15 protein-coding genes are annotated in these 18,627 nt (G+C 60.9%); all 15 read left to right on the top strand.

The window, feature by feature from the left end; all coding sequences use genetic code 11:
- The first annotated feature begins 54 nt into the window (after positions 1–54).
- The 15 genes from IPP35_06990 to IPP35_06920 all read left to right on the top strand — a co-directional run bounded on the left by IPP35_06990 (position 55) and on the right by IPP35_06920 (position 18,620).
- Positions 55–1,023, top strand: a complete 969-nt coding sequence (locus tag IPP35_06990; GenBank protein ID MBL0058844.1) for an amidohydrolase family protein — start codon at positions 55–57, stop codon at positions 1,021–1,023.
- A complete protein-coding gene (locus IPP35_06985; GenBank protein MBL0058843.1) occupies positions 1,020–1,847 on the top strand; it encodes a DUF4105 domain-containing protein in 828 nt (275 codons plus the stop codon). Before IPP35_06990 ends, IPP35_06985 begins: the two co-directional genes overlap by 4 nt.
- Positions 1,844–2,518, top strand: coding sequence for a hypothetical protein (locus tag IPP35_06980; protein MBL0058842.1), 675 nt, complete (start codon positions 1,844–1,846; stop codon positions 2,516–2,518). Before IPP35_06985 ends, IPP35_06980 begins: the two co-directional genes overlap by 4 nt.
- A complete protein-coding gene (locus tag IPP35_06975) occupies positions 2,515–5,277 on the top strand; it encodes an MFS transporter (protein ID MBL0058841.1) in 2,763 nt (920 codons plus the stop codon). The genes IPP35_06980 and IPP35_06975 overlap by 4 nt, the downstream gene beginning before the upstream one ends.
- Positions 5,274–5,897 carry an AMP-binding protein gene (locus IPP35_06970; protein MBL0058840.1) on the top strand — a complete coding sequence of 208 codons (624 nt, stop codon included), beginning with the start codon at positions 5,274–5,276 and terminating at the stop codon, positions 5,895–5,897. The genes IPP35_06975 and IPP35_06970 overlap by 4 nt, the downstream gene beginning before the upstream one ends.
- Before the next feature lie 187 nt (positions 5,898–6,084).
- On the top strand, positions 6,085–7,221 hold the full coding sequence (locus tag IPP35_06965) for a phosphoribosylamine--glycine ligase (protein ID MBL0058839.1): 1,137 nt from the start codon (positions 6,085–6,087) through the stop codon (positions 7,219–7,221).
- Between the two features lie 529 nt (positions 7,222–7,750).
- Positions 7,751–8,431: a 16S rRNA (cytidine(1402)-2'-O)-methyltransferase gene (gene rsmI, locus IPP35_06960; GenBank protein MBL0058838.1), complete on the top strand. Its 681-nt coding sequence runs from the start codon at positions 7,751–7,753 to the stop codon at positions 8,429–8,431.
- Positions 8,428–9,450 (top strand): N-acetyl-gamma-glutamyl-phosphate reductase, encoded by a 1,023-nt coding sequence (locus tag IPP35_06955; GenBank protein MBL0058837.1) that lies wholly within the window; start codon positions 8,428–8,430, stop codon positions 9,448–9,450. The genes rsmI and IPP35_06955 overlap by 4 nt, the downstream gene beginning before the upstream one ends.
- Positions 9,451–9,461: 11 nt before the next feature.
- Entirely contained in the window at positions 9,462–9,659 is a 198-nt protein-coding gene (locus tag IPP35_06950) for a zinc-ribbon domain containing protein (protein ID MBL0058836.1), read from the top strand.
- Between the two features lie 2 nt (positions 9,660–9,661).
- Complete coding sequence (gene argJ, locus IPP35_06945; protein MBL0058835.1) at positions 9,662–10,882, top strand: bifunctional glutamate N-acetyltransferase/amino-acid acetyltransferase ArgJ; 1,221 nt, start codon at positions 9,662–9,664, stop codon at positions 10,880–10,882.
- A gap of 35 nt (positions 10,883–10,917) precedes the next feature.
- The gene (locus IPP35_06940; GenBank protein MBL0058834.1) at positions 10,918–11,535 is read left to right on the top strand and encodes a threonylcarbamoyl-AMP synthase; all 618 of its coding nucleotides are present in this window, start codon (positions 10,918–10,920) and stop codon (positions 11,533–11,535) included.
- Between the two features lie 8 nt (positions 11,536–11,543).
- A complete protein-coding gene (locus IPP35_06935; GenBank protein ID MBL0058833.1) occupies positions 11,544–12,797 on the top strand; it encodes a serine hydroxymethyltransferase in 1,254 nt (417 codons plus the stop codon).
- Between the two features lie 7 nt (positions 12,798–12,804).
- Positions 12,805–13,854, top strand: a complete 1,050-nt coding sequence (locus IPP35_06930) for an undecaprenyl/decaprenyl-phosphate alpha-N-acetylglucosaminyl 1-phosphate transferase (protein ID MBL0058832.1) — start codon at positions 12,805–12,807, stop codon at positions 13,852–13,854.
- Between the two features lie 383 nt (positions 13,855–14,237).
- A complete protein-coding gene (wecB, locus tag IPP35_06925; GenBank protein ID MBL0058831.1) occupies positions 14,238–15,443 on the top strand; it encodes a UDP-N-acetylglucosamine 2-epimerase (non-hydrolyzing) in 1,206 nt (401 codons plus the stop codon).
- Positions 15,444–16,052: 609 nt separating this feature from the next.
- Positions 16,053–18,620, top strand: a complete 2,568-nt coding sequence (locus tag IPP35_06920) for a carboxypeptidase regulatory-like domain-containing protein (GenBank protein ID MBL0058830.1) — start codon at positions 16,053–16,055, stop codon at positions 18,618–18,620.
- Positions 18,621–18,627 lie beyond the last annotated feature (7 nt).

Below are 18,627 nucleotides of genomic sequence, written 5' to 3'. Positions count from 1 at the left end.
GATAGCGTAAATCAGAAGGGGACTTTTTTCAAGGACTAAAAGGAGTAGGCCCGCATGGAGCCATCAGACACAAAGAGCGATCTGATCGATTTCCACGTGCATTTGGCGGGGGTCCCCGACGGAAACAACGGGTGTTACATTTCCCCGGCGATGCAAAAAGGGGCCCTGATCCGGTTTATTGCTTGGCGCCACGGGCTCCCGCTCTCGGACCCGGCCCGGGCCAATCGGTTGTATGTGGAACGGTTGATGAAACGTCTCTCGGCGTCGCGCCGGGTCGGGAAAGCCGTGGCGCTGGGGATGGACGGGGTGTATGACGACGCGGGCCGTTTTGACGACAAGGAAACGGATTTCCTGGTTTCCAACGATTATGTTTTGTCCACCGTGGCCGCCCATGGGGACCGGTTGTTGGCCGGGGTGTCCATTAACCCGCGCCGGGGCGATGCGGTGGAAGAAATTCATCGGTGCGCGGAGAAGGGAGCGTTCCTCGTCAAAGTCCTGCCCAACACCCAGCGGTTCGATCCCTCTTCGAAATCCTTCCTTCCCTACTACCGCGCGCTGGCGGCGCGGCGCCTTCCCTTTCTCTCCCATGTGGGGTACGAGTTCAGTCTGTGGGGCAAAGACCAATCCGTGGGCGACCCCGCCCGACTGCGCACAGCCTTGGACGAAGGGGTGACCGTCATCGCCGCCCATGGGGCCAGTTACGGTCTTTTCCTCCACGAGAAATATTGGGACACCCTCCTGGATTTGGTCAAACGGTATCCCCGCTTCTATTGGGACGCCTCGGCCCTGACGCTTCCCAACCGTGTGGGCATGCTTCTCCGCCTCCGACGGCATCCGGAGCTGGTGGAGCGAATGTTATTCGGCACGGATTACCCCCTGCCCGTTTTTGCCTTCCCGCCCCTGTTGGCGGGAAAACCAACGGCGTTCTTGAAATCCTTTTGGACGACCAACCCCTTTGACCGTCAATGGGAGGTGCTGGTCGCCTTGGGTCTGCCGCCGAAAGCGGGGTGGCCCTGGAAATGAGGGGTCGACGAACCAGGGTCCTCTCGATTTTTTTCGTGGCCGCCATGGCCCTTGGGCTGGTCCTCCTCCAGTCAGGACCGAAGGCTCCTTGGGCCCCGGAGTTCGCCACGCCCGTCGGCGTCCGCTTAAAGGACGGATCGGTTTCGCTCGAAAACCTCCGGGATTTCGTTTGGACTCGGAGAGGGCTGCACGAGCAATTTATCGATATCACCGTCGATCCGCGTACCCTTGAATCCCTGTGGCTACTGGTCTCTCCTCTCTCCGCCAAGAACCGGGGGCCCGCGCACCTGATGCTCAGTTTTGGGTTCGCGGACGGCACGTTTTTAACCGTTTCAGCCGAGGCGCGGCGGCGAACGGGAGAGCCCTATTCTGTTTGGCGGGGGCTCCAACGGCGTTATCGCTTGGGTTACATCGTTTCCACCGAACGGGACGCCATCACGCTCCGCACCGAGGGGCGTGGGGCCGCCGTTTATCTTTACCCCGTGCGGGCCACCCCCGTTTCCATTCAACGGCTCTTTCAGATGATGTTGATCCGCGCCGAGAGCCTGGAGGCGCGCCCGGAGTTTTACAACACGCTTTGGAACAATTGCGCCCAAAACATTCGCCGCCACGTGAACACGTTGGGAGGCGCCCCCTTCCGCCGAAGCTGGCGATTTATTCTCCCGGGTTTCTTGGACCAGGAAGCGGTGTCCCGGGGCCTCTTAAACCTTCCCGGCCCTCTGGCCGAGGTTCGGGAGCAATTTCGAATCCATCCCGAGACGGTGGATCCGCTGGACCCCCTGTTCTCCCAGAAGATCCGCCAGGGGTTGGGGGCTCGCCCTTGACCCGGGCCAAGGGGTTTTTGGCTCGCGGCCTTGTCGTGGCGTGCGCCTTGGGTCTTTGGTTTTGGACCCAGTCGTTGATTGGAGCCAGGGGGTCCACGGCGAGCACACTCACCGATAGCATTCATCTCTGGACCCAGACGTGGAACGCGGCCCTCTGGAACCGGCCGGGACTGGCGGATGCTGTTTTGATGGGAAGTTCTCTTTACATTGACGCCGTGGGGCTGTTCCTGTTGTTGGGGGGGCTCTTTGGCGCCTCATTCCGGCCCGTGTTGGGGCTCGTGGCGCTTTTTTTCCTTCGGCAAATGTGTCAGTTTGTGGTGGCTTTGCCTGCGCCGGAGGGGATGCTTTGGCGGAACCCGGGGTTTCCCTCGCTGTTCGTTACCTACGGCGTGTCCAACGATTTATTTTTTTCGGGCCATACCGCCCTGGCGGTTTACGGGTTCACGGAAATTCGCCGTCTCAAAAAACCCGTCCTGACATGGCTCTCGGCGGGAGCGGCCTTGGCGGAGGTCGCGGTGGTTCTCGTGCTCCGGGCCCATTATTTCATCGACGTTTTCACGGGCGCGCTGGCCGCCCTGTGGGTGGCGAGCTGGATCCATGGGGCCGCCGCCGTTTTGGACCGAAAACTTCCCGGTCGCCGGGCTTCGCCTTTTCAAGGGGGACACGTATGAAAAAAAACGACCGCTCTTTTTGGGCGCTCATGACGACCCAGTTCTTGGGCGCTTTTAACGACAACGTTTTTCAAATCGTCATCGCTCTTCTCATCACCCATTGGATGTCGACCGAGGCCGCTCGGAGCCTGGTGGCGGTTTCGGGGGCGGTGTTCGCGGCGCCCTTTCTGATGTTTTCTCTCGGGGCGGGCCGGTTGGCGGACCGCTGGAGCAAAGCCCGGGTGGTCGTCGCGGCCAAGGGAGTGGACCTGGCCGTGGTGGCGCTCTTGGTGGCGGGGCTCCTCATGAAAAGCGTGCCCGTTCTGCTGTGCGGCCTTTTTCTTTTGGGCGCCCAGAGCGCGTTTTTTAGCCCGGCGAAGTACGGGCTCTTGCCGGAACTGAAAGACGAGGCCGCTCTTCCCACCGCCAACGCGCTATTGAACGTGGCAAGTTTCGTCGCGATCTTGACGGGCACGATCGCGGGAACCTTTCTCACCCACCACATCGGGGTTGTCGCCCTGCTGACGGCGACGGTGGCCGTGGTCAGTCTCGCGGCCGCCTTCGCCATCGAGCGGGTTCCCCCGGCGAACCCCGGGCAGATCCTGAAGTGGAACCCCTTCCCCGACTTGCGGGACAACTGGCGCCTGATCCGGGGAGACCGGGCCCTTCGGCTCAGCCTCTTGGCGTCGGGCTGGTTTTGGTTCATCGGCGGCGTACTTCATTTGAACATGCTGGTGTACGTCAAACAGATCATGGGGTTGTCGGACAAGGTGTCGGGGGTTCTCCTCATCTCGCTCGTGATCGGCATCGCGCTGGGGAGCCTTCTGGCGGGCAGGCTTTCCCGACAAAAGGTCGAGTTGGGCCTGGTCCCTCTGGGCGCGGTGGGGGTCAGCCTGTTTACGTTGGATCTCTATTTCGCCCACACATCGCTCTTTCGCGCCATGGCCGACGTGGCGTTTCTCGGAGTGAGCGCGGGAATTTTCATCATCCCGCTCAGCACGTTGATCCAGATCCGAAGCCCAAAGACGGACCGGGGCCGAATCCTGGCCACGGGGAACCTCCTTTCATTCATCGCGATCTTGCTGTCGAGCGGGTTCCTTTGGCTCATGAGCGGGGTGTTTAAGGCGGATCCTGCCCAGGTCTTCTTGGTGTTGGGCGTTCTATCGTTCGCGGCCACGGTGGGAATCGTGTGGTACCTGCCCCAGGCCATGGTCCGGCTGGGCCTTTTCCTTTTGACGAACGTGATCTATCGGATTCGGGTGGTGGGCCAGGAGAACATCCCCGCCACGGGCCCGGCTTTGCTCGTGCCGAACCACGTGTCCTATGCCGACCCTTTTCTGGTGGGGGGCGCGACGTCGCGGTGGATCCGGTTCATGATGTTCCGGCAGATGTTCGAGCTTCCCTTCATCCACCCCTTCGTCAAGTTCATGGACGTTATTCCGATCTCCCCCACGGACAGCCCGAAACGGATCTTGGGATCTCTCTTGGCCGCGCGTCGGCGGCTGGAGGAGGGGCACGTGACGTGCATCTTCGCCGAAGGCGCCGTCACGCGTCTGGGTCAAACCCTCGGCTTCCGCAAAGGATTTGAGCGAATCGTGAAGGGGTTGGACGTTCCGATCATTCCCGTCCATCTGGACCGGGTGTGGGGAAGCATTTTCAGTTTCGAGCGGGAAAAATTCATCTGGAAAATGCCCCGTCAAATTCCTTACCCCGTCACGGTTTCGTTCGGGAAACCGCTCCCTTCGACCGTGAAATCCGACGAAGTCCGCCAGGCGGTGTTGGAGTTGGGCAGTCGCGCTTTTGAGCACCGGCTCGCGAATCTCAAGCCGCTCCACCAGTTTTTCTTCCGCCAAGCGCGGCGGCAGTGGCGGGTGGAAGCGGTGGTGGACACCACGGGCGCCCGGCTTAGTTACGGCCGGTTGGCCACGGCGTCCATTTTAATGTCCCGACGGTTGAGGAAGGTCCTGCCGGAGGATAAGCATGTGGGCGTCCTGCTCCCGCCCGGCGCCGCCGGAGCGATCGCGAACCTGGCCCTCCTCTTTGACGGGCGCGTGCCGGTGAACCTCAACTATTCGTTGGGCCGGGCCGTGATCGATCAGATCTGCCGGGCGGCGGGGGTGACGAAAATCATCACCGCTCGGAAAATGTTGGAAACCCTGAAATGGGGCGAGGACCCGCGCATGGTTTTTCTGGAGGACGTCCCCCGCCCAGGAAAACTTCTGGGGGCTTTTTCCTACATCGCTTTCAAATTCCTACCGGCCCGCCTCGTCGAACGGGGCGTGGTGCCTCGGTCGGACGCGAAGATGACGGACTTGGCCACGCTCCTGTTCACCAGCGGCAGCACGGGCGTTCCCAAGGGCGTCATGCTGACCCACGCCAATATCCACGCCAATATTCAAGGTCTCCAAGAAACCTATCAATTGACGGCCAAGGACACGATTTTAGGTGTCCTGCCCTTTTTCCATTCCTTTGGGTACACGGCCACGCTCTGGCTTCCCCTGTTGACGGGTTGCCGGGCCGCCTACCATCGCAGTCCCCTGGAGGGCGTGGCCATCAAAAAACTGATCAAAGAGACCGGGGCCACGGTGCTCCTGGCGACGCCCACGTTCCTCCAAATGTGGATGAAGAAATTTACGCGGGAGGACGTGGCCTCGCTCCGCTTCGTGCTGACGGGCGCTGAAAAACTTCACCTCCCCTTCGCCCGGGAGTTCACGGAAACCCTGGGCGTTCCGATCTTGGAAGGTACGGCACCACGGAACTGTCGCCCGCGGTGTGCGTGAGCGTCTTAAACGTTCTTCACGCCACGGAAAACCAGACGGGGTACAAACCCGGTAAGGTGGGCCGCCCCCTCCCGGGTGTTTCGGTGAAAATAACCGACCCCGCCACGGGCGAGCGTTTGCCGGACGGCGAGGCGGGGCTCCTCTTGGTCAAAGGTCCCAACGTCATGGCCGGGTATTGGAACCAGCCGGAGAAGACCGCCGAGGTGTTGAAGGACGGTTGGTACAACACCGGGGACATTGCCCGTGTGGACGAGGACGGTTTTGTGGAGATCACCGATCGGCTGTCCCGCTTTTCTAAAATCGGCGGCGAGATGGTGCCCCACATGGTGGTGGAGCAAAAACTGGCCGAGCTTTCCGGGGAGCCCGAGGCTCGGTTCCTCGTGCTCTCCGTACCCGACGAGAAACGGGGGGAACGGTTGGTGGTCCTGGTCCACAACCTTCAGCAAAAAATCGAAGAGCTCTTGGAGAAACTAGAAAAATCCGACATGCCTAAACTCTGGGTGCCGGACAAACGGTCGGTGGTCCTCCTGGACGCCTGGCCGGCCCTGGCCACCGGCAAGGTGGATTTGGTCAAGGCCAAACAAATCGTCGAGAATTTGACCTCGACCTCCTCCAAGTGATACGGTAGTGGGCTTCTATGGAAAAAGATAAGCCCATCCTACCCGTCCCGCCCCGAAAAATTCTCTGCGTCTCCCGGGTGGGGTGCATCGGCGACCTTTGCCGCCAACTGACCTCCGAGGGAAACCAGGTCAAATATTTCATTGAAAGCAAAGCCGACAAGGATGTGTCCGACGGGTTTGTGGAAAGGTGGACGACTGGAAGACGGTCAAGGATTGGGCCGATCTGATCATCTTCGACGATTCGGATTACGGGAAAGAAGTCGAGGTGCTCCGAAAAGAAGGCAAGGCCGTGGTGGGCGGGACCTCTTACACCGACCGGCTGGAAGACGACCGGGACTTCGGTCAGCAGGAGATGAAATCCGCCGGTTTGACGATCCTCCCCCACTGGACATTTTCCAGTTTTGAAGAGGCCATCGCCTTCGTCAAATCCCATCCCGACCGTTATGTCGTGAAACCATCGGGGTCCGCCCAAAACGACAAGGTGCTTTCCTACGTGGGCCAGGAGGAAGACGGGCACGACGTGGTGGCCATGTTGGAGCGGTATAAAAAAGGCTGGGCCCGCCAGATCAAGTCGTTCCAAATTCAGAAATACGCCACCGGGGTCGAAGTGGCCATCGGCGGGTTCTTTAACGGAAAAGAGTTCATCCTCCCCGTCTGCATCAACTTCGAACACAAAAAAATGTTCAACGACGACATCGGCCCGTCCACCGGGGAGATGGGCACCTCCATGTTTTACGATGGGGACAGCATCCTATACCGGGAAACCGTCGCCAGGATGGCGGGACGGTTGGCCGCGGTGGGATTCGTCGGCTATTTCGATATCAACTGCATCGCCACCCCCCGCGCCATCTATCCGTTGGAATGCACCCCCCGGTTCGGCTATCCGACGCTCAGCATCCAGATGGAGGGCGCCCTGTCGCGGTGGGGCGACTTTTTCCATGGCATCGCCCTGGGCCAGACCCCCGCCTTGCGGACCAAGAAAGGATTCCAGGTCGGGGTTGTGATCGCGGTGCCGCCTTTCCCTTTCGAAGACACAACGGCTTTTGAACGCTATTCCGCGGGCGCGGTGGTGTTTTTTAAGAAGCCCATGACGGAAGGCGTCTACCCCGGGGACATCAAGGTGGTGGACGGGGAATGGGTTCTCGCCGGACAAACCGGTTATGCCTTGGTCTGCACGGGTTCCGGCCCCACCATGGACGACGCTTCTCGCGAAGCCTACAGCCGGGTTAAAAACATCATCATCCCCAACATGTTCTACCGAACCGACATCGGCAACCGCTGGCGCCGGGACGGAGATCTCCTCCGCACCTGGGGCTATCTGTAACTCGGCACGTGGTTTTTCCCTCCCGCAAGCGCTGATCCTTCCCTATACGTTTGAGTTAGACCCAATGCTGGTCAGTTAAGCGTAGCTGCCCGATTTATCGGGCGATTGTTACGGGTAGACGTCGAATATCCGCTCTAAAACGCGCCCCATGAATGGGGCAGCTACAATTCGGCCCTTCCCTTAACTGACCGGCATTGGAGTTAAACCGGGACTTTGAACGGAGAGCAAGGCTTTGACCTCCCCTTGATCCCCTCCTACGGAAGGAGGGGAAAAAAGAACAAACGGTTGCCTTTGTTTCCCTCCCCTTGCGAAGGGGAGGGGCGGGGAGGGGTGGTTTTGGGGGTGCCTTGGCGTTTATCCCGATGGGTGCCCAATTCCTATTGGACCCTTCCCTGCGTCTTCCCCCCCCTGTCTCCGGAATGTCTTTTTGCGTTTATGGAGGACTGGTTTTGGTAGAATCTTGAAATACTGAAATCGGGGCGGGGGGCGGCCGTGGGGTGTTTCGTGTTGCGGAAAACGGGTTAACTCCATGGCTCTTTTCGTCGTGGCCACGCCCATCGGGCATTTAAAAGACCTTACGGAGCGGGCTCGGGAGACCTTGGCTTCCGCCTCGGCCGTTCTGGCGGAGGATACCCGGCGGACAGGACAATTGCTTCGGCACGCGGGGATCGAGCGGCCCCTGGTCCGCTACGACGAGCATGTTCACGAACGGCAGGCGCCCCGCCTCTTGGAGCGGCTGGCCCAGGGGGAAGATCTGGCGTTGGTGACGGACGCTGGGACGCCGGGACTTTCGGACCCCGGCGGGCGGTTGGTGGCCCTGGCGGTGGAGCGGGGGCTGACCGTGGTCCCCATCCCGGGGCCCTCGGCTCTCCTGGCGGCCCTGGCGGCTTCCGGGCTCCCCTGGGACCGGTTCACGTTTTTAGGTTTTTTACCCCGTCGGCCCGGCCGGTTCCGCCGGGAACTGGAAGCGGCGGGGCGGGAACGCACGGTGGTCTTTTATGAGTCCCCGCACCGGGTTCTGGCGGCGCTGGAGGCCGCCCGGGACGTTTTCGGCGACGTCCCGGCGGTCGTGGCGAGGGAACTGACGAAGATCCACGAGGAATTCATCCGCGGCCGCCTCTCCGAGGTCCACGCGGCACTGCAGGCGCGGAAGGAAATTTTGGGCGAGATCACGGTGGTCGTCGCCCCTCAGTTTGGAGAAAAATTATGATTCGCGTATCGGTCGTCGGTTCCACGGGCTACACGGGCGGAGAACTGTTGAAGATTTTGCTGGCCCATCCGGAAGTCCGGGTGGCTCATGTGACCTCGGAGTCGAAACCCGGCCAAAAGGTTTCGGACGTCCATCCCTTCCTGCGCGGGCGCCTGGACCTCACCCTGGAAGCGTTCGACGCCAAGACGTTGGCGGCCGGTTGCGACGTGGCGTTTTTCGCCCTCCCCCACGGGGTCGGGAGCAAAAATATCGCGAGCTTCGTGGCCCAGGGCCGACGCGCCGTGGACCTGTCCGCCGATTTCCGCCTGAAAGATGTCAAAACCTACGAGGCGTGGTACCAGGTGAAACACGCTTCCCCGGCTCTCCTCAAAAAAGCGGTCTACGGCCTTCCCGAACTCTACCGAAAGGAAATCCCCGGAGCCCCGCTCATTGCCAACCCCGGCTGTTATGCCACGGCGACAATCCTGGCCTTGACCCCCTTGGCGCGGCGAAAATGGCTGGTTCCGGGGTCCGTGGTCGTGGACGCCAAATCCGGGGTTTCGGGGGCGGGAAAGAAGTTGGATCCGATGTATCTCTACTGCGAGGCCACGGAGAATTTCCAAGCCTACGCCGTGGCGAAACATCGCCATGTGCCGGAAATCGAGCAGGTGCTGGAAGATCAGTCCGGGGCCAAGGCGTCGTTGACCTTCGTGCCGCACCTGGTGCCCATGACCCGGGGCATTTTGGTGACCGCCTACGGGACGCTGAAAAAGAAAATGAACGCCGCCGCGGTTCGGCGCGCTTTCGAGGAAGATTACGGTGGGGAACGTTTCCTCCGCCTTCTCCCCGAAGGCCGCTGGCCCCAGACCAAGGACACGGCGGGAACGAACTACGTCGACATCAATGTGACCATCGATGAACGGAACCGCCGGGTGGTGGTGTTGGCCGCGCTCGACAATTTGGTGAAGGGCGCGTCGGGCCAGGCGGTGCAAAACATGAATCTTCTCTTCGGCCTCCCGGAGGCCCTGGGAATAAAATAAGAGGGAACCCTATGGGATTGATCGCATGGATAAAGCGGGTCGCCGGACTGTCGAAAGACAAGAAGCTCACCTGCGCCGAGTGCAAGAGCCCTTTTTTCTTTGAGGAAGGGGAACAGAAGTTTTTCGCTGAACGGGGCCTGTCCGAGCCGAAACGGTGCCCCGCCTGCCGGAAACAGACCCGCCGAAATCGAGGCCCCCGCCAGCGGTAGCCATGGGCGCCACCGTCCCCCTCAAGAACTCCGACCTGCCGGCGGGTTTTCAACTGCGCGGGCTTCGGTGCGGAATTTCTTCCGTCCCCGGGAAGAAAGACCTGGCGCTCTTCCTGTCCGACCGCCCCGCCCGGGCGGCGGGGGTGTTCACCAAAAATCTCTTCGCCGCCGCCCCGGTCCTTTATGGCCGAAAGAAACTGGCCGCGTCCCCGAACGCCCGAGCGGTGATCATCAATTCGGGTTGCGCCAACGCCTGCACCGGAAAACAAGGGGCCGCGGACACAGCCTGGACGGCGAAGGAATTGGCCCATCGGTTGGACCTGAAATCCTCGGATGTCTTGGTGGCGTCCACGGGGGTCATCGGCCGGCACCTGCCGCGACCGGCGCTTGGCCGGGGCCTGCGGGAAATCGCCGCCCTCGTTCGAAAGGGGGCGTCTTCCTCCGCGGAGGACGCGGTCCGCGCCATCATGACCACCGACACCCGCCCCAAAGCCGCCCGATCCACGTTCGTCGCGGGCGGCGCCACGTTCACGGTGTGGGGATGCGCCAAAGGGGCCGGGATGATCCATCCCGACATGGCCACGATGTTGTCCGTGGTTTTAACCGACGCGGGCCTCCCCGCGCCGTTCCTCCAAAAGGCCCTGTCGGACGCCGCCCGGCGGACGTTCAACTGCGTGAGCGTCGACGGCGACACTTCCACCAACGACAGTCTTTTCCTGTTGGCCAACGGCGCGGCGGGAACCCTGCGCCCCTCCGACGCCAAAGCTTTGAAAGCCTTTCGGTCGGCTCTGGAGGACGTGTGTCTCTCCCTCTCCACCCAAATCGCCGCGGATGGCGAGGGGGCCACGCGGGTGGCCTGGATCTTCGTCCAGGGCGCGCGAACGGAAAAGGACGCCCACCGGTTGGCCGCTACCGTGGCCACCAGCGCCCTTTTTAAAACCGCGCTCCACGGGGCCGACCCCAACTGGGGCCGCATCCTGGCTGCCCTGGGCCGCGCCGGGGTACCCTTGGATCCCAACCGGGTGGATGTCTCCATCGGCGACGTCCCCGTTTGCCGGAAGGGCGGAAAGGCCGACTATTCCGAAAAAGCCGTCCACGGGATTTTGAAAAAGGACCGCGTGACGATCGTCGTCGATCTCCACCAGGGAAAAGCCTGGAGCCGCTACGCCACCTGCGACTACTCCAAGGACTACATCGCCATCAACGCGGATTACACGACGTAGGGGGGGGGGAAGTGAGGCGGAGGGCTGACACACAGTTGATTAGCGTCAAAGGTCGCCGAATCGGCTCCTCCTCCTTGGCGCAAACGGTTTCCGTTCTTCGCGCCGGCGGCGTGGCGGTGTTTCCCACCGACACGGTCTATGGGATCGGGGCCAGCATTTTCCGCCCCCAGGCCATCCGCGAGATTTATCGGCTGAAGGGGCGTTCTTACAAAAAGCCTTTGCCGTTTTTGGTGGCTGGCTTAAAACAAGCGCTGGCGCTGGTGGAACCGCCGGAGACGCGATTGAGGCGTCTCCTCCACGCCTATTGGCCCGGTCCCTTGACCGTGGTTTTCAATACATCTTCTCTGGGCCGATGGGCCACCGGAGGGAAAGACACCCTCGCTCTCCGGATCCCGGCCCACCCTGTGGCCCTGGCGATTTTAAGGGAAATGGGCCAGCCCCTGGCCGTCACAAGCGCCAACCGTTCCGGCGATCCGGAAGCGGTTTCGGGGAAAGAGGCTGAAATCCTCTTTGGCGGCCGCGTGGATCTGTTGGTGAACGCCGGCCGATGTCCCGTCGGCATTCCATCGACGGTTCTCGACGTCTCCAGCACCCACTGGACCCTCGTCCGCGAGGGCGCGATCAAGAAGAAAGAACTGATGAAATATCTCTAGGAGGACCCATGAGCTTTCTTAAAAAATCCGATCCAAAACTTTACCAGACGATTCTGGCGGAGACGAAGAGGCAGGAGGAAGGGTTGGAGATGATCGCTTCCGAGAACTATGTCTCGGAGGCCGTGCTCGAAGCCCAGGGGTCCGTCCTCACGAACAAATACGCCGAGGGATATCCCGGCAAACGGTATTACGGCGGTTGCGAGGAAGTGGACAAAGCCGAGACGCTCGCCATCGAGCGGCTAAAAACCCTTTTCGGCGCGGAACACGCCAACGTCCAACCCCATTCGGGCTCCCAGGCGAACATGGCGGTTTACCTCGCGATGCTGACCCCGGGCGATACCCTCATGGGGTTGGAACTGTCCCACGGGGGGCACCTGACCCACGGGCACCCGCTCAATTTTTCGGGGAAATATTTCAAGGTCGTGTCCTACGGCGTCCATCCGGAAACGGAACAGATCGACTACGACCGGCTGGCCCAATTGGCGGCCGAGCACAAGCCCAAGATGATCCTTTCGGGAGCGTCCAACTATTCCCGGGTGATCGACTGGGCCCGGCTCCGGGCCATCGCCGATTCCGTCGGGGCCATGCTCTTCGCGGACATCGCTCACTACGCGGGATTGGTGGCGGCGGGCCTCTACCCAAGCCCCGTCGCCCTCGCGGACTTCGTGACCACCACCACCCACAAAACCCTGCGCGGCCCGCGCGGCGGCGTCATCCTCTGTAAAGAAAAATACGCCAAGGACATCGACCGGGCCGTTTTCCCCGGCATCCAGGGCGGGCCCTTGATGCACGTCATCGCGGCCAAGGCCGTGGCCTTCGGCGAAGCGCTCAAACCCGGGTTCAAAAAATACCAGGCCCAGGTCCTCGCCAACGCCCGGGCGTTGGCCGCGGCGTTAGCGAGGCACGGGTTCCGCATCGTCTCGGGGGGAACCGACTGCCACCTCCTGACCATCGACCTCCGCTCAAAATCGGTGAACGGGAAAGAGGCGGAGCTCGTTTTGGGTCACGCGGGGATCACGGTCAACAAAAACACCATCCCCTTCGATCCGGAAAAGCCCTTCGTCACCTCCGGCGTCCGCCTGGGAACCCCCGCGCTCACCACCCGGGGCATGAAGGAGAAAGAAATGGAAACGGTGGCCGGGTGGATCAATGAGGCCATCGAATTCAGAGCCGACCCGAAACGCTTGGCTAAAATACGGAAAGGGGTGTTGGCCCTTTCCAAAAAATTTCCCCTCTACGCCCACCGACTCGCGAGGGCTTGAGACCGGTTTGATCCGCGCTCAACTCGTCGCTTTTTTTATCGCGCTCGCCGGAACGGCGGGGCTGGTCCCCGCTTTCATGGGCCTTTCCCGCCGGTTCGGGGTGATGGATCTGCCGGACCCCCGCAAGGTCCACACCCAACCCACCGCCCGCTGGGGGGGCGGGGCCATCGCCGGCGGGGTTTTTTTGGGTCTGGGGGCCGCGGTTTTTCTCTCCCCCTGGTTTGCGAAACTGCTCGACTACCGTTTTCGGATTTTAGAAAAAGGCCAGGCCGTGGGGGTGTTGAGTCTCAAGGCCCAGTTGACCGGCGTTCTCATGGGGTCCCTGGTGTGCGTGGTCTTGGGCATGTGGGACGACCGGCGTTCCCTGCCGCCCGTGGTCAAGTTGTTGGCCCAAATCATCGCCGCCTACGTGGCCATGATGTACGGCGTCCGCATGGCGGGCTTGGCCATTCCAGGGTTCGGGTTCGTCACGTTCCCGCTCCTGGTTTCCCAGATCGTGACCCTTTTTTGGTTATTGGGGTTCATGAACGCCATCAACTTGACGGACGGGTTGGACGGTTTGGCTGGAGGGATTTGCGCCATCGCCGCCGGGACGTTCCTTTTCGTGGCCCTCCTTCAAGCCGACACCAAAGTTGTTCTTTACGCCAAACAGTTAAAGCTCGCGTCGGTTTTGGCCTCGGCCATCGCCGGAGCCTGTCTGGGGTTTTTGATCTACAATTTCCATCCGGCCAAGGTCTTCATGGGGGACGGCGGCGCTCTCTTCCTGGGTTTCATGCTGGGGGCCGTGAGTATTATCGGGACCCTCAAGACCAGCGCCGTCATCGCCTTCCTGATCCCAGTCCTGGTGGTGGCCCTCCCGGTGGTGGACGTGGCTTTCGCTTTGGTGCGGCGCGCCCGTCGTGGCGGCGGCCTCATGACCGCCGACCGGGGCCATTTCCACCACCGCCTCCTGGCCCAGGGGTGGACCCAGAGGGAAGTCGTGCTGTTGGTCTACGTCGCCACCCTCCTGTTGTCCATGGCCGCCCTTTTGTTAACGTTTTTCCGCGGGAGGGTCTAGGGAGGAGGGAGGCCCGCCCTGCCATTTTTCCGTCGGCATGTTTCTTTAGTCGCCTGGCGTATGCGACCGAACATGCATTTTGTAGTTGCCCCATTTATGGGGCCACTTTTCCTAAAATGAGTTCTTCCGATGTTCAATCGCCCGATAAATCGGGCAGCTACAAAAATCTCTTCGGAACGCTAAACTGAAACAAAAAATAAACGTCGTTTTTGGCATAGTATGTCCACAAATAATGGACATACTATGCTGAATAAGACATGCGATGAAGATCGCCAATGAAATGACCGATATCGAGAAACATCACTTGCAACCTTGACGAGAAGTGGAACCGTTCGTCATAGCGCCCGGCGCGCTCAAGATCTGGTCAAAGGAGTTTTTTAGCGATGTCATCCAACGGATCGTTTGTGTCTAAAAAATCACCGCCCCATGGACGGAAAAAGATTCTCCTCATTTTCGGAACACGTCCCGAAGCCATCAAAATGGCCCCGGTGGCCATGGAATTGGCGAAATTTCCCCGGGAGTTCGAACCCAGGATCGCCGTGACGGCCCAGCACCGGGGCCTATTGGACCAAGCGATGAGCCTTTTCGGCCTCAAACCCCATCACGATCTCGGCGTCATGCGGGTCGGGCAAACCCTGACCGACGTTTCGGTCCGCGCGTTGAGCCGCCTGGAACCCGTTTTAAAAGAGGAACATCCTGATTTGGTTTTGGTTCACGGGGATACGTCCACAACCCTCATGGCCACCCTCGCCGCTTTCTATCAACGGATCCCCGTGGGCCACGTGGAGGCGGGACTGCGTTCCCACGACGACGCGCACCCCTTTCCGGAAGAAATCAACCGCAAACTGACGGATGGGGTGGCGGTCCTGCACTTCGCCCCGACGGCGGGAGCCCAGCGGAACCTGCGCCGGGAGGGCGTCCCGCCCTCCAAAATATTTGTAACGGGCAACACCGGCATCGACGCCCTTCAACTGGGTCTGAAGCGATTGAAAACCAATCCGCCTCATTTTCCAGCATCGGCGGCCCGCATCGCGAAGGGGCCCTTTATCCTCGTTACGGCCCATCGCCGGGAGAACTTCGGTCAGCCCCTGGAAGAAGTGTTCGAAGCCCTTCGGGCCGTGGCCATGGCTCGGCCCACCTTGGGTTTTATTTATCCCGTGCATCCGAACCCCAACGTTCGATTGCCCGCCCGTCGGATCCTGGGAGGCCTGGCCAACGTGTGTCTCACGGACCCGCTGGAATACGGTCCGCTTATCCACCTTCTCAAAAAATGTCTTTTTGTCGTGACCGATTCAGGCGGCATCCAGGAAGAGGCCCCGAGCCTGGGGAAGCCGGTCTTGGTTCTCCGCGCGGTGACCGAGCGGCCCGAGGCCGTCCGCGCGGGGGCGGCGCGTTTGGTGGGCACCGACGGCGTCCACCTCAAACGCTGGATCGAAAAGCTGTTGGACGACGCCGCCTTTTACCGCCGCATGGCCCGTACGGTCAACCCCTATGGCGACGGCCGCGCGGCCGCCCGCACGGTCGCGGCCCTTCGCCATTATTTTTTTCCTCGGTGTCGGCGTCCGCGCGATTTTTCATTGGGGGCTTGAAAGAGGAACGTTTTCGGTTATACTTCGTAGCAGGGGGGCTTGATCCGCACCACTGGGAATAAAGAAACCCCCGTTCGAACTTAGCTCAGGGAGGAAAATGATGTCACTGAAAACCTTTGTCCGACTTTTTTTTGGGATTTCCGCTCTCATAGCGGTCGGGTGTGGAAAAGAAGAATCTACCACTTCTCAGACCATTGTCCCAGTGGAGACCCGCCAAATCCGTTCGGAGAATCCGGTCGCCCGCCCCGCCGATTCGCCGGAGATGGTTTTCCCACAGGCGGCCCCGCCCCGGGTTGCAGAAACGCCCCGCCAACCCACCGCCCCGCCGCCACCCCTCCCGGCGCCGCCCGCGAACCCTCAGGGTCCCGATCCAAATTCACGCCAAGGAACATAACCCGATCCGGTGAAAGCGTCCGGCCTCTTCTATTCCATGGCGGTTTCACATATCAAAAGACGAACCGGGAGGAGCCGGGCATTGACAGGACGGGGTTCCGGCCCTATACTGCCTTTGGTGGTCGGTGCGGCTCTTTTGTCGGTTCAGGTAGCGCCGGCCAAAAGGAAGATCCCCCTATGATGATCGGCGATCCTACTCCCCGGCGACCCCGGGGCGTGTCCCTTGTCGAATTGATCATTGCCATGACGCTCCTGAGCATCGGGGCCGTGGCGCTCATGGGAACTTTCCAGGTCATCGGGAGGTCGATCCAAACGGCCAAAGAGCGCAGTCTCGCCACCAACCTCTGCCAAGAGCAACTGCAGATTCTCAAGCAGAAAAACTATTACCGCGTTCTCATCACCACCGCTCCGGCCTACGACGCGAGGTTTACCCCGGCGGAACCCTACGATAACTCGTTTTTCCTTCCGGAGACGATTGAGGAGGGCGGAATGCGGTTTACCCGCTATACGTTCGTGGAGATCGCCCAGGAAGTTTCGGGAAACGTGACCACCTTGGCGCCCACCTCCGCCGACACCGGCATGAAGCTGGTCACGGTGACCACCCTTTGGCAGAGGCGGGGCGAGACAAAAAAACTCCAAATGCGAAGCGTCATGTCCAACCCTGACGCGGTCATGACCAACAGTATCCTAAGGGGAAAAGTGACCAACTCGGTGGGCGCCGTGGCCATTCCGAACGCCAACATCACGCTGGCTGAGAACACGGGGTTCACGGACACCACCAACGCCACGGGAGATTACATCGTCAATCTTTACCCCGGGAACTACAACTTGATGGTGACCGCCCCCGGTTTTTTTGACGTGCTGGTTCCGGCGGTGGTGCCGGCCAATGCGGCGGTGACCGTGAACGTCGCGCTCAACCCCATGGCCAACCGCGACCTCCAAGGCTGGGTCTGGCTGAACGATAATTTGGTCATCAGCCAAATCATGGGAAGCACGGCCACGGCGCTCCCCTCCGGGATGACGGCCGAATACGTGGAGATATTCAATCCCACCACCTATACCTGGACGGTGGCGGGCGATATTCGTTTAACCTTTCAGCCCTTGGCGTGGTTGGGGCCCCAGCGCGATATCGTCATTGATTTTACCGGAAGCACCGTCACCCTTCCGTCCGGGGGCTATTACCTGTTCGCCAACACGGGTCCGGTCACCATTAACGGCGTCTCGGTCATGCCTGATGCCGTTTGGGACGCCACGGTGGGAGGAGCTAACGACCTGAACTTTCCTTACTTCGACACCACCCCGGGGGCGGAAAACTACAACGCCATTCCGATCAATACCGACGGCGCCCAACAGGGCGCCGGGGTCATAAAGCTCTATCAGGTGTCCACCGGAAAACTCCTCGACAAGGTGGGTTGGAAAGGCGGCGGCGCCGGGTTTTGGCCCCCCGATTACGAGAACAATCCCATCGACCAAATGGTGGGACTTTCGGACAACGAGCAATACACTCGTTTTTCCAGCACCGCCGGGGTCAGCACCACGGTCGGGCGCGCCTACGACATGGGGTGGAACTTTTACGATTTTTGGGATACGGCTCAGGCAGGCGGGGTGCGGTTCGCGCCCCACAACCGGTTGAGCCCCTTGGAGCCCATCGTTTCCGGCGAAGTCCCCATCGGCGGGTCGGTTTCCTGCAACGACGGTTTGTCCACGCCCGCCGATATCGATTGGGATTTTTTCAACAACGGTGTCAGCAACGCCTGGGCGGGCCGCTACTATTTGACGAACGTGGCGACCGGAACGTGGTCTCTCTACGCCGCGTTCAACAACGCGTTCCAGCAGATCGATAACGTGGTGGTCCCTGTCGGCGCCGGCGTGCTCCCCATGCCGAACGCCGCCACCGCTCCCCCCTGGCCGGCGGCGAACACGCCGCACCTGTTCCTGACCTCCTCCACCACCGACGGCTGGGTTTTGGGGACCGTCACAAAAACCAATGGCACGGGGATTAGCCCCGCCATTACGGTGACCAACGGGATGACCAGCGCGCTCGCTTCGACGGTTTGGCCCTACCGCTTTTTCCTCAAAACCTCGCCCGGGACCTATAATCTGACGGCCAATCCCGGCAACCTCAATAGTAGCTACGTGAGCGTTTCCTCTCCCGCCGTGACCGTAACGGTCGGCCAGGTGACCTCCGGGGTCGACTTCGTCCTTCCCCAGGGGGGGGGCCTTTTTGGTTTTGTCACCCGGGACGGGGTCAATCCTTTGCCGGGCATCGCGATTACGGCGACCAACTCCTCGGGGCTGGTCGAAGGGACGGTGGTGTCCGCCCCGGACGGGAAGTTTCGCATGGCGAACATCGCGACGAACACCTATACCGTGGAAACCCAGCTGAGTTCCGGAGAAACCGCCAGTCCCGCCTCTTTTTCCACCGTGGTCCCGGTGGGGGCGCCCGTTTTCGTCGGAACGTTCACCGTTTCCGGGGCCAGCGGTTTCATCTCCGGCTCCGTCTCGTTGGGAGGCGCTCCCTTGCGAACCGGCGTGGTGGTGGTGGCCTCCACCGCCACCATCGTCACTCCGCCGACCATCAACGCGGCCACTCTCTTGGGCGCCGGCTATTTTCTGGGTTCCTCCTATGAAAACGGCTCTTATCTCTTGGAAGTCCGGGGAAGCACCAGCACCACGTACAAGGTCTATGCCTATTATCCCACCTACTCCGCCGGGGTTTGGACCAACACGGTCCGAAGTTCAACCAGCGTGAGCGTTCTGCCGGGTTTCACAAAATCGGGGTGAACTTCTC

This window comes from Elusimicrobiota bacterium (assembly GCA_016721625.1).
In the GTDB taxonomy this organism is placed as follows: domain Bacteria; phylum Elusimicrobiota; class Elusimicrobia; order FEN-1173; family FEN-1173; genus JADKHR01.
Note: the sequence above shows the minus strand (reverse complement) of the source record. Positions and strands in the feature narration are given on the sequence as shown.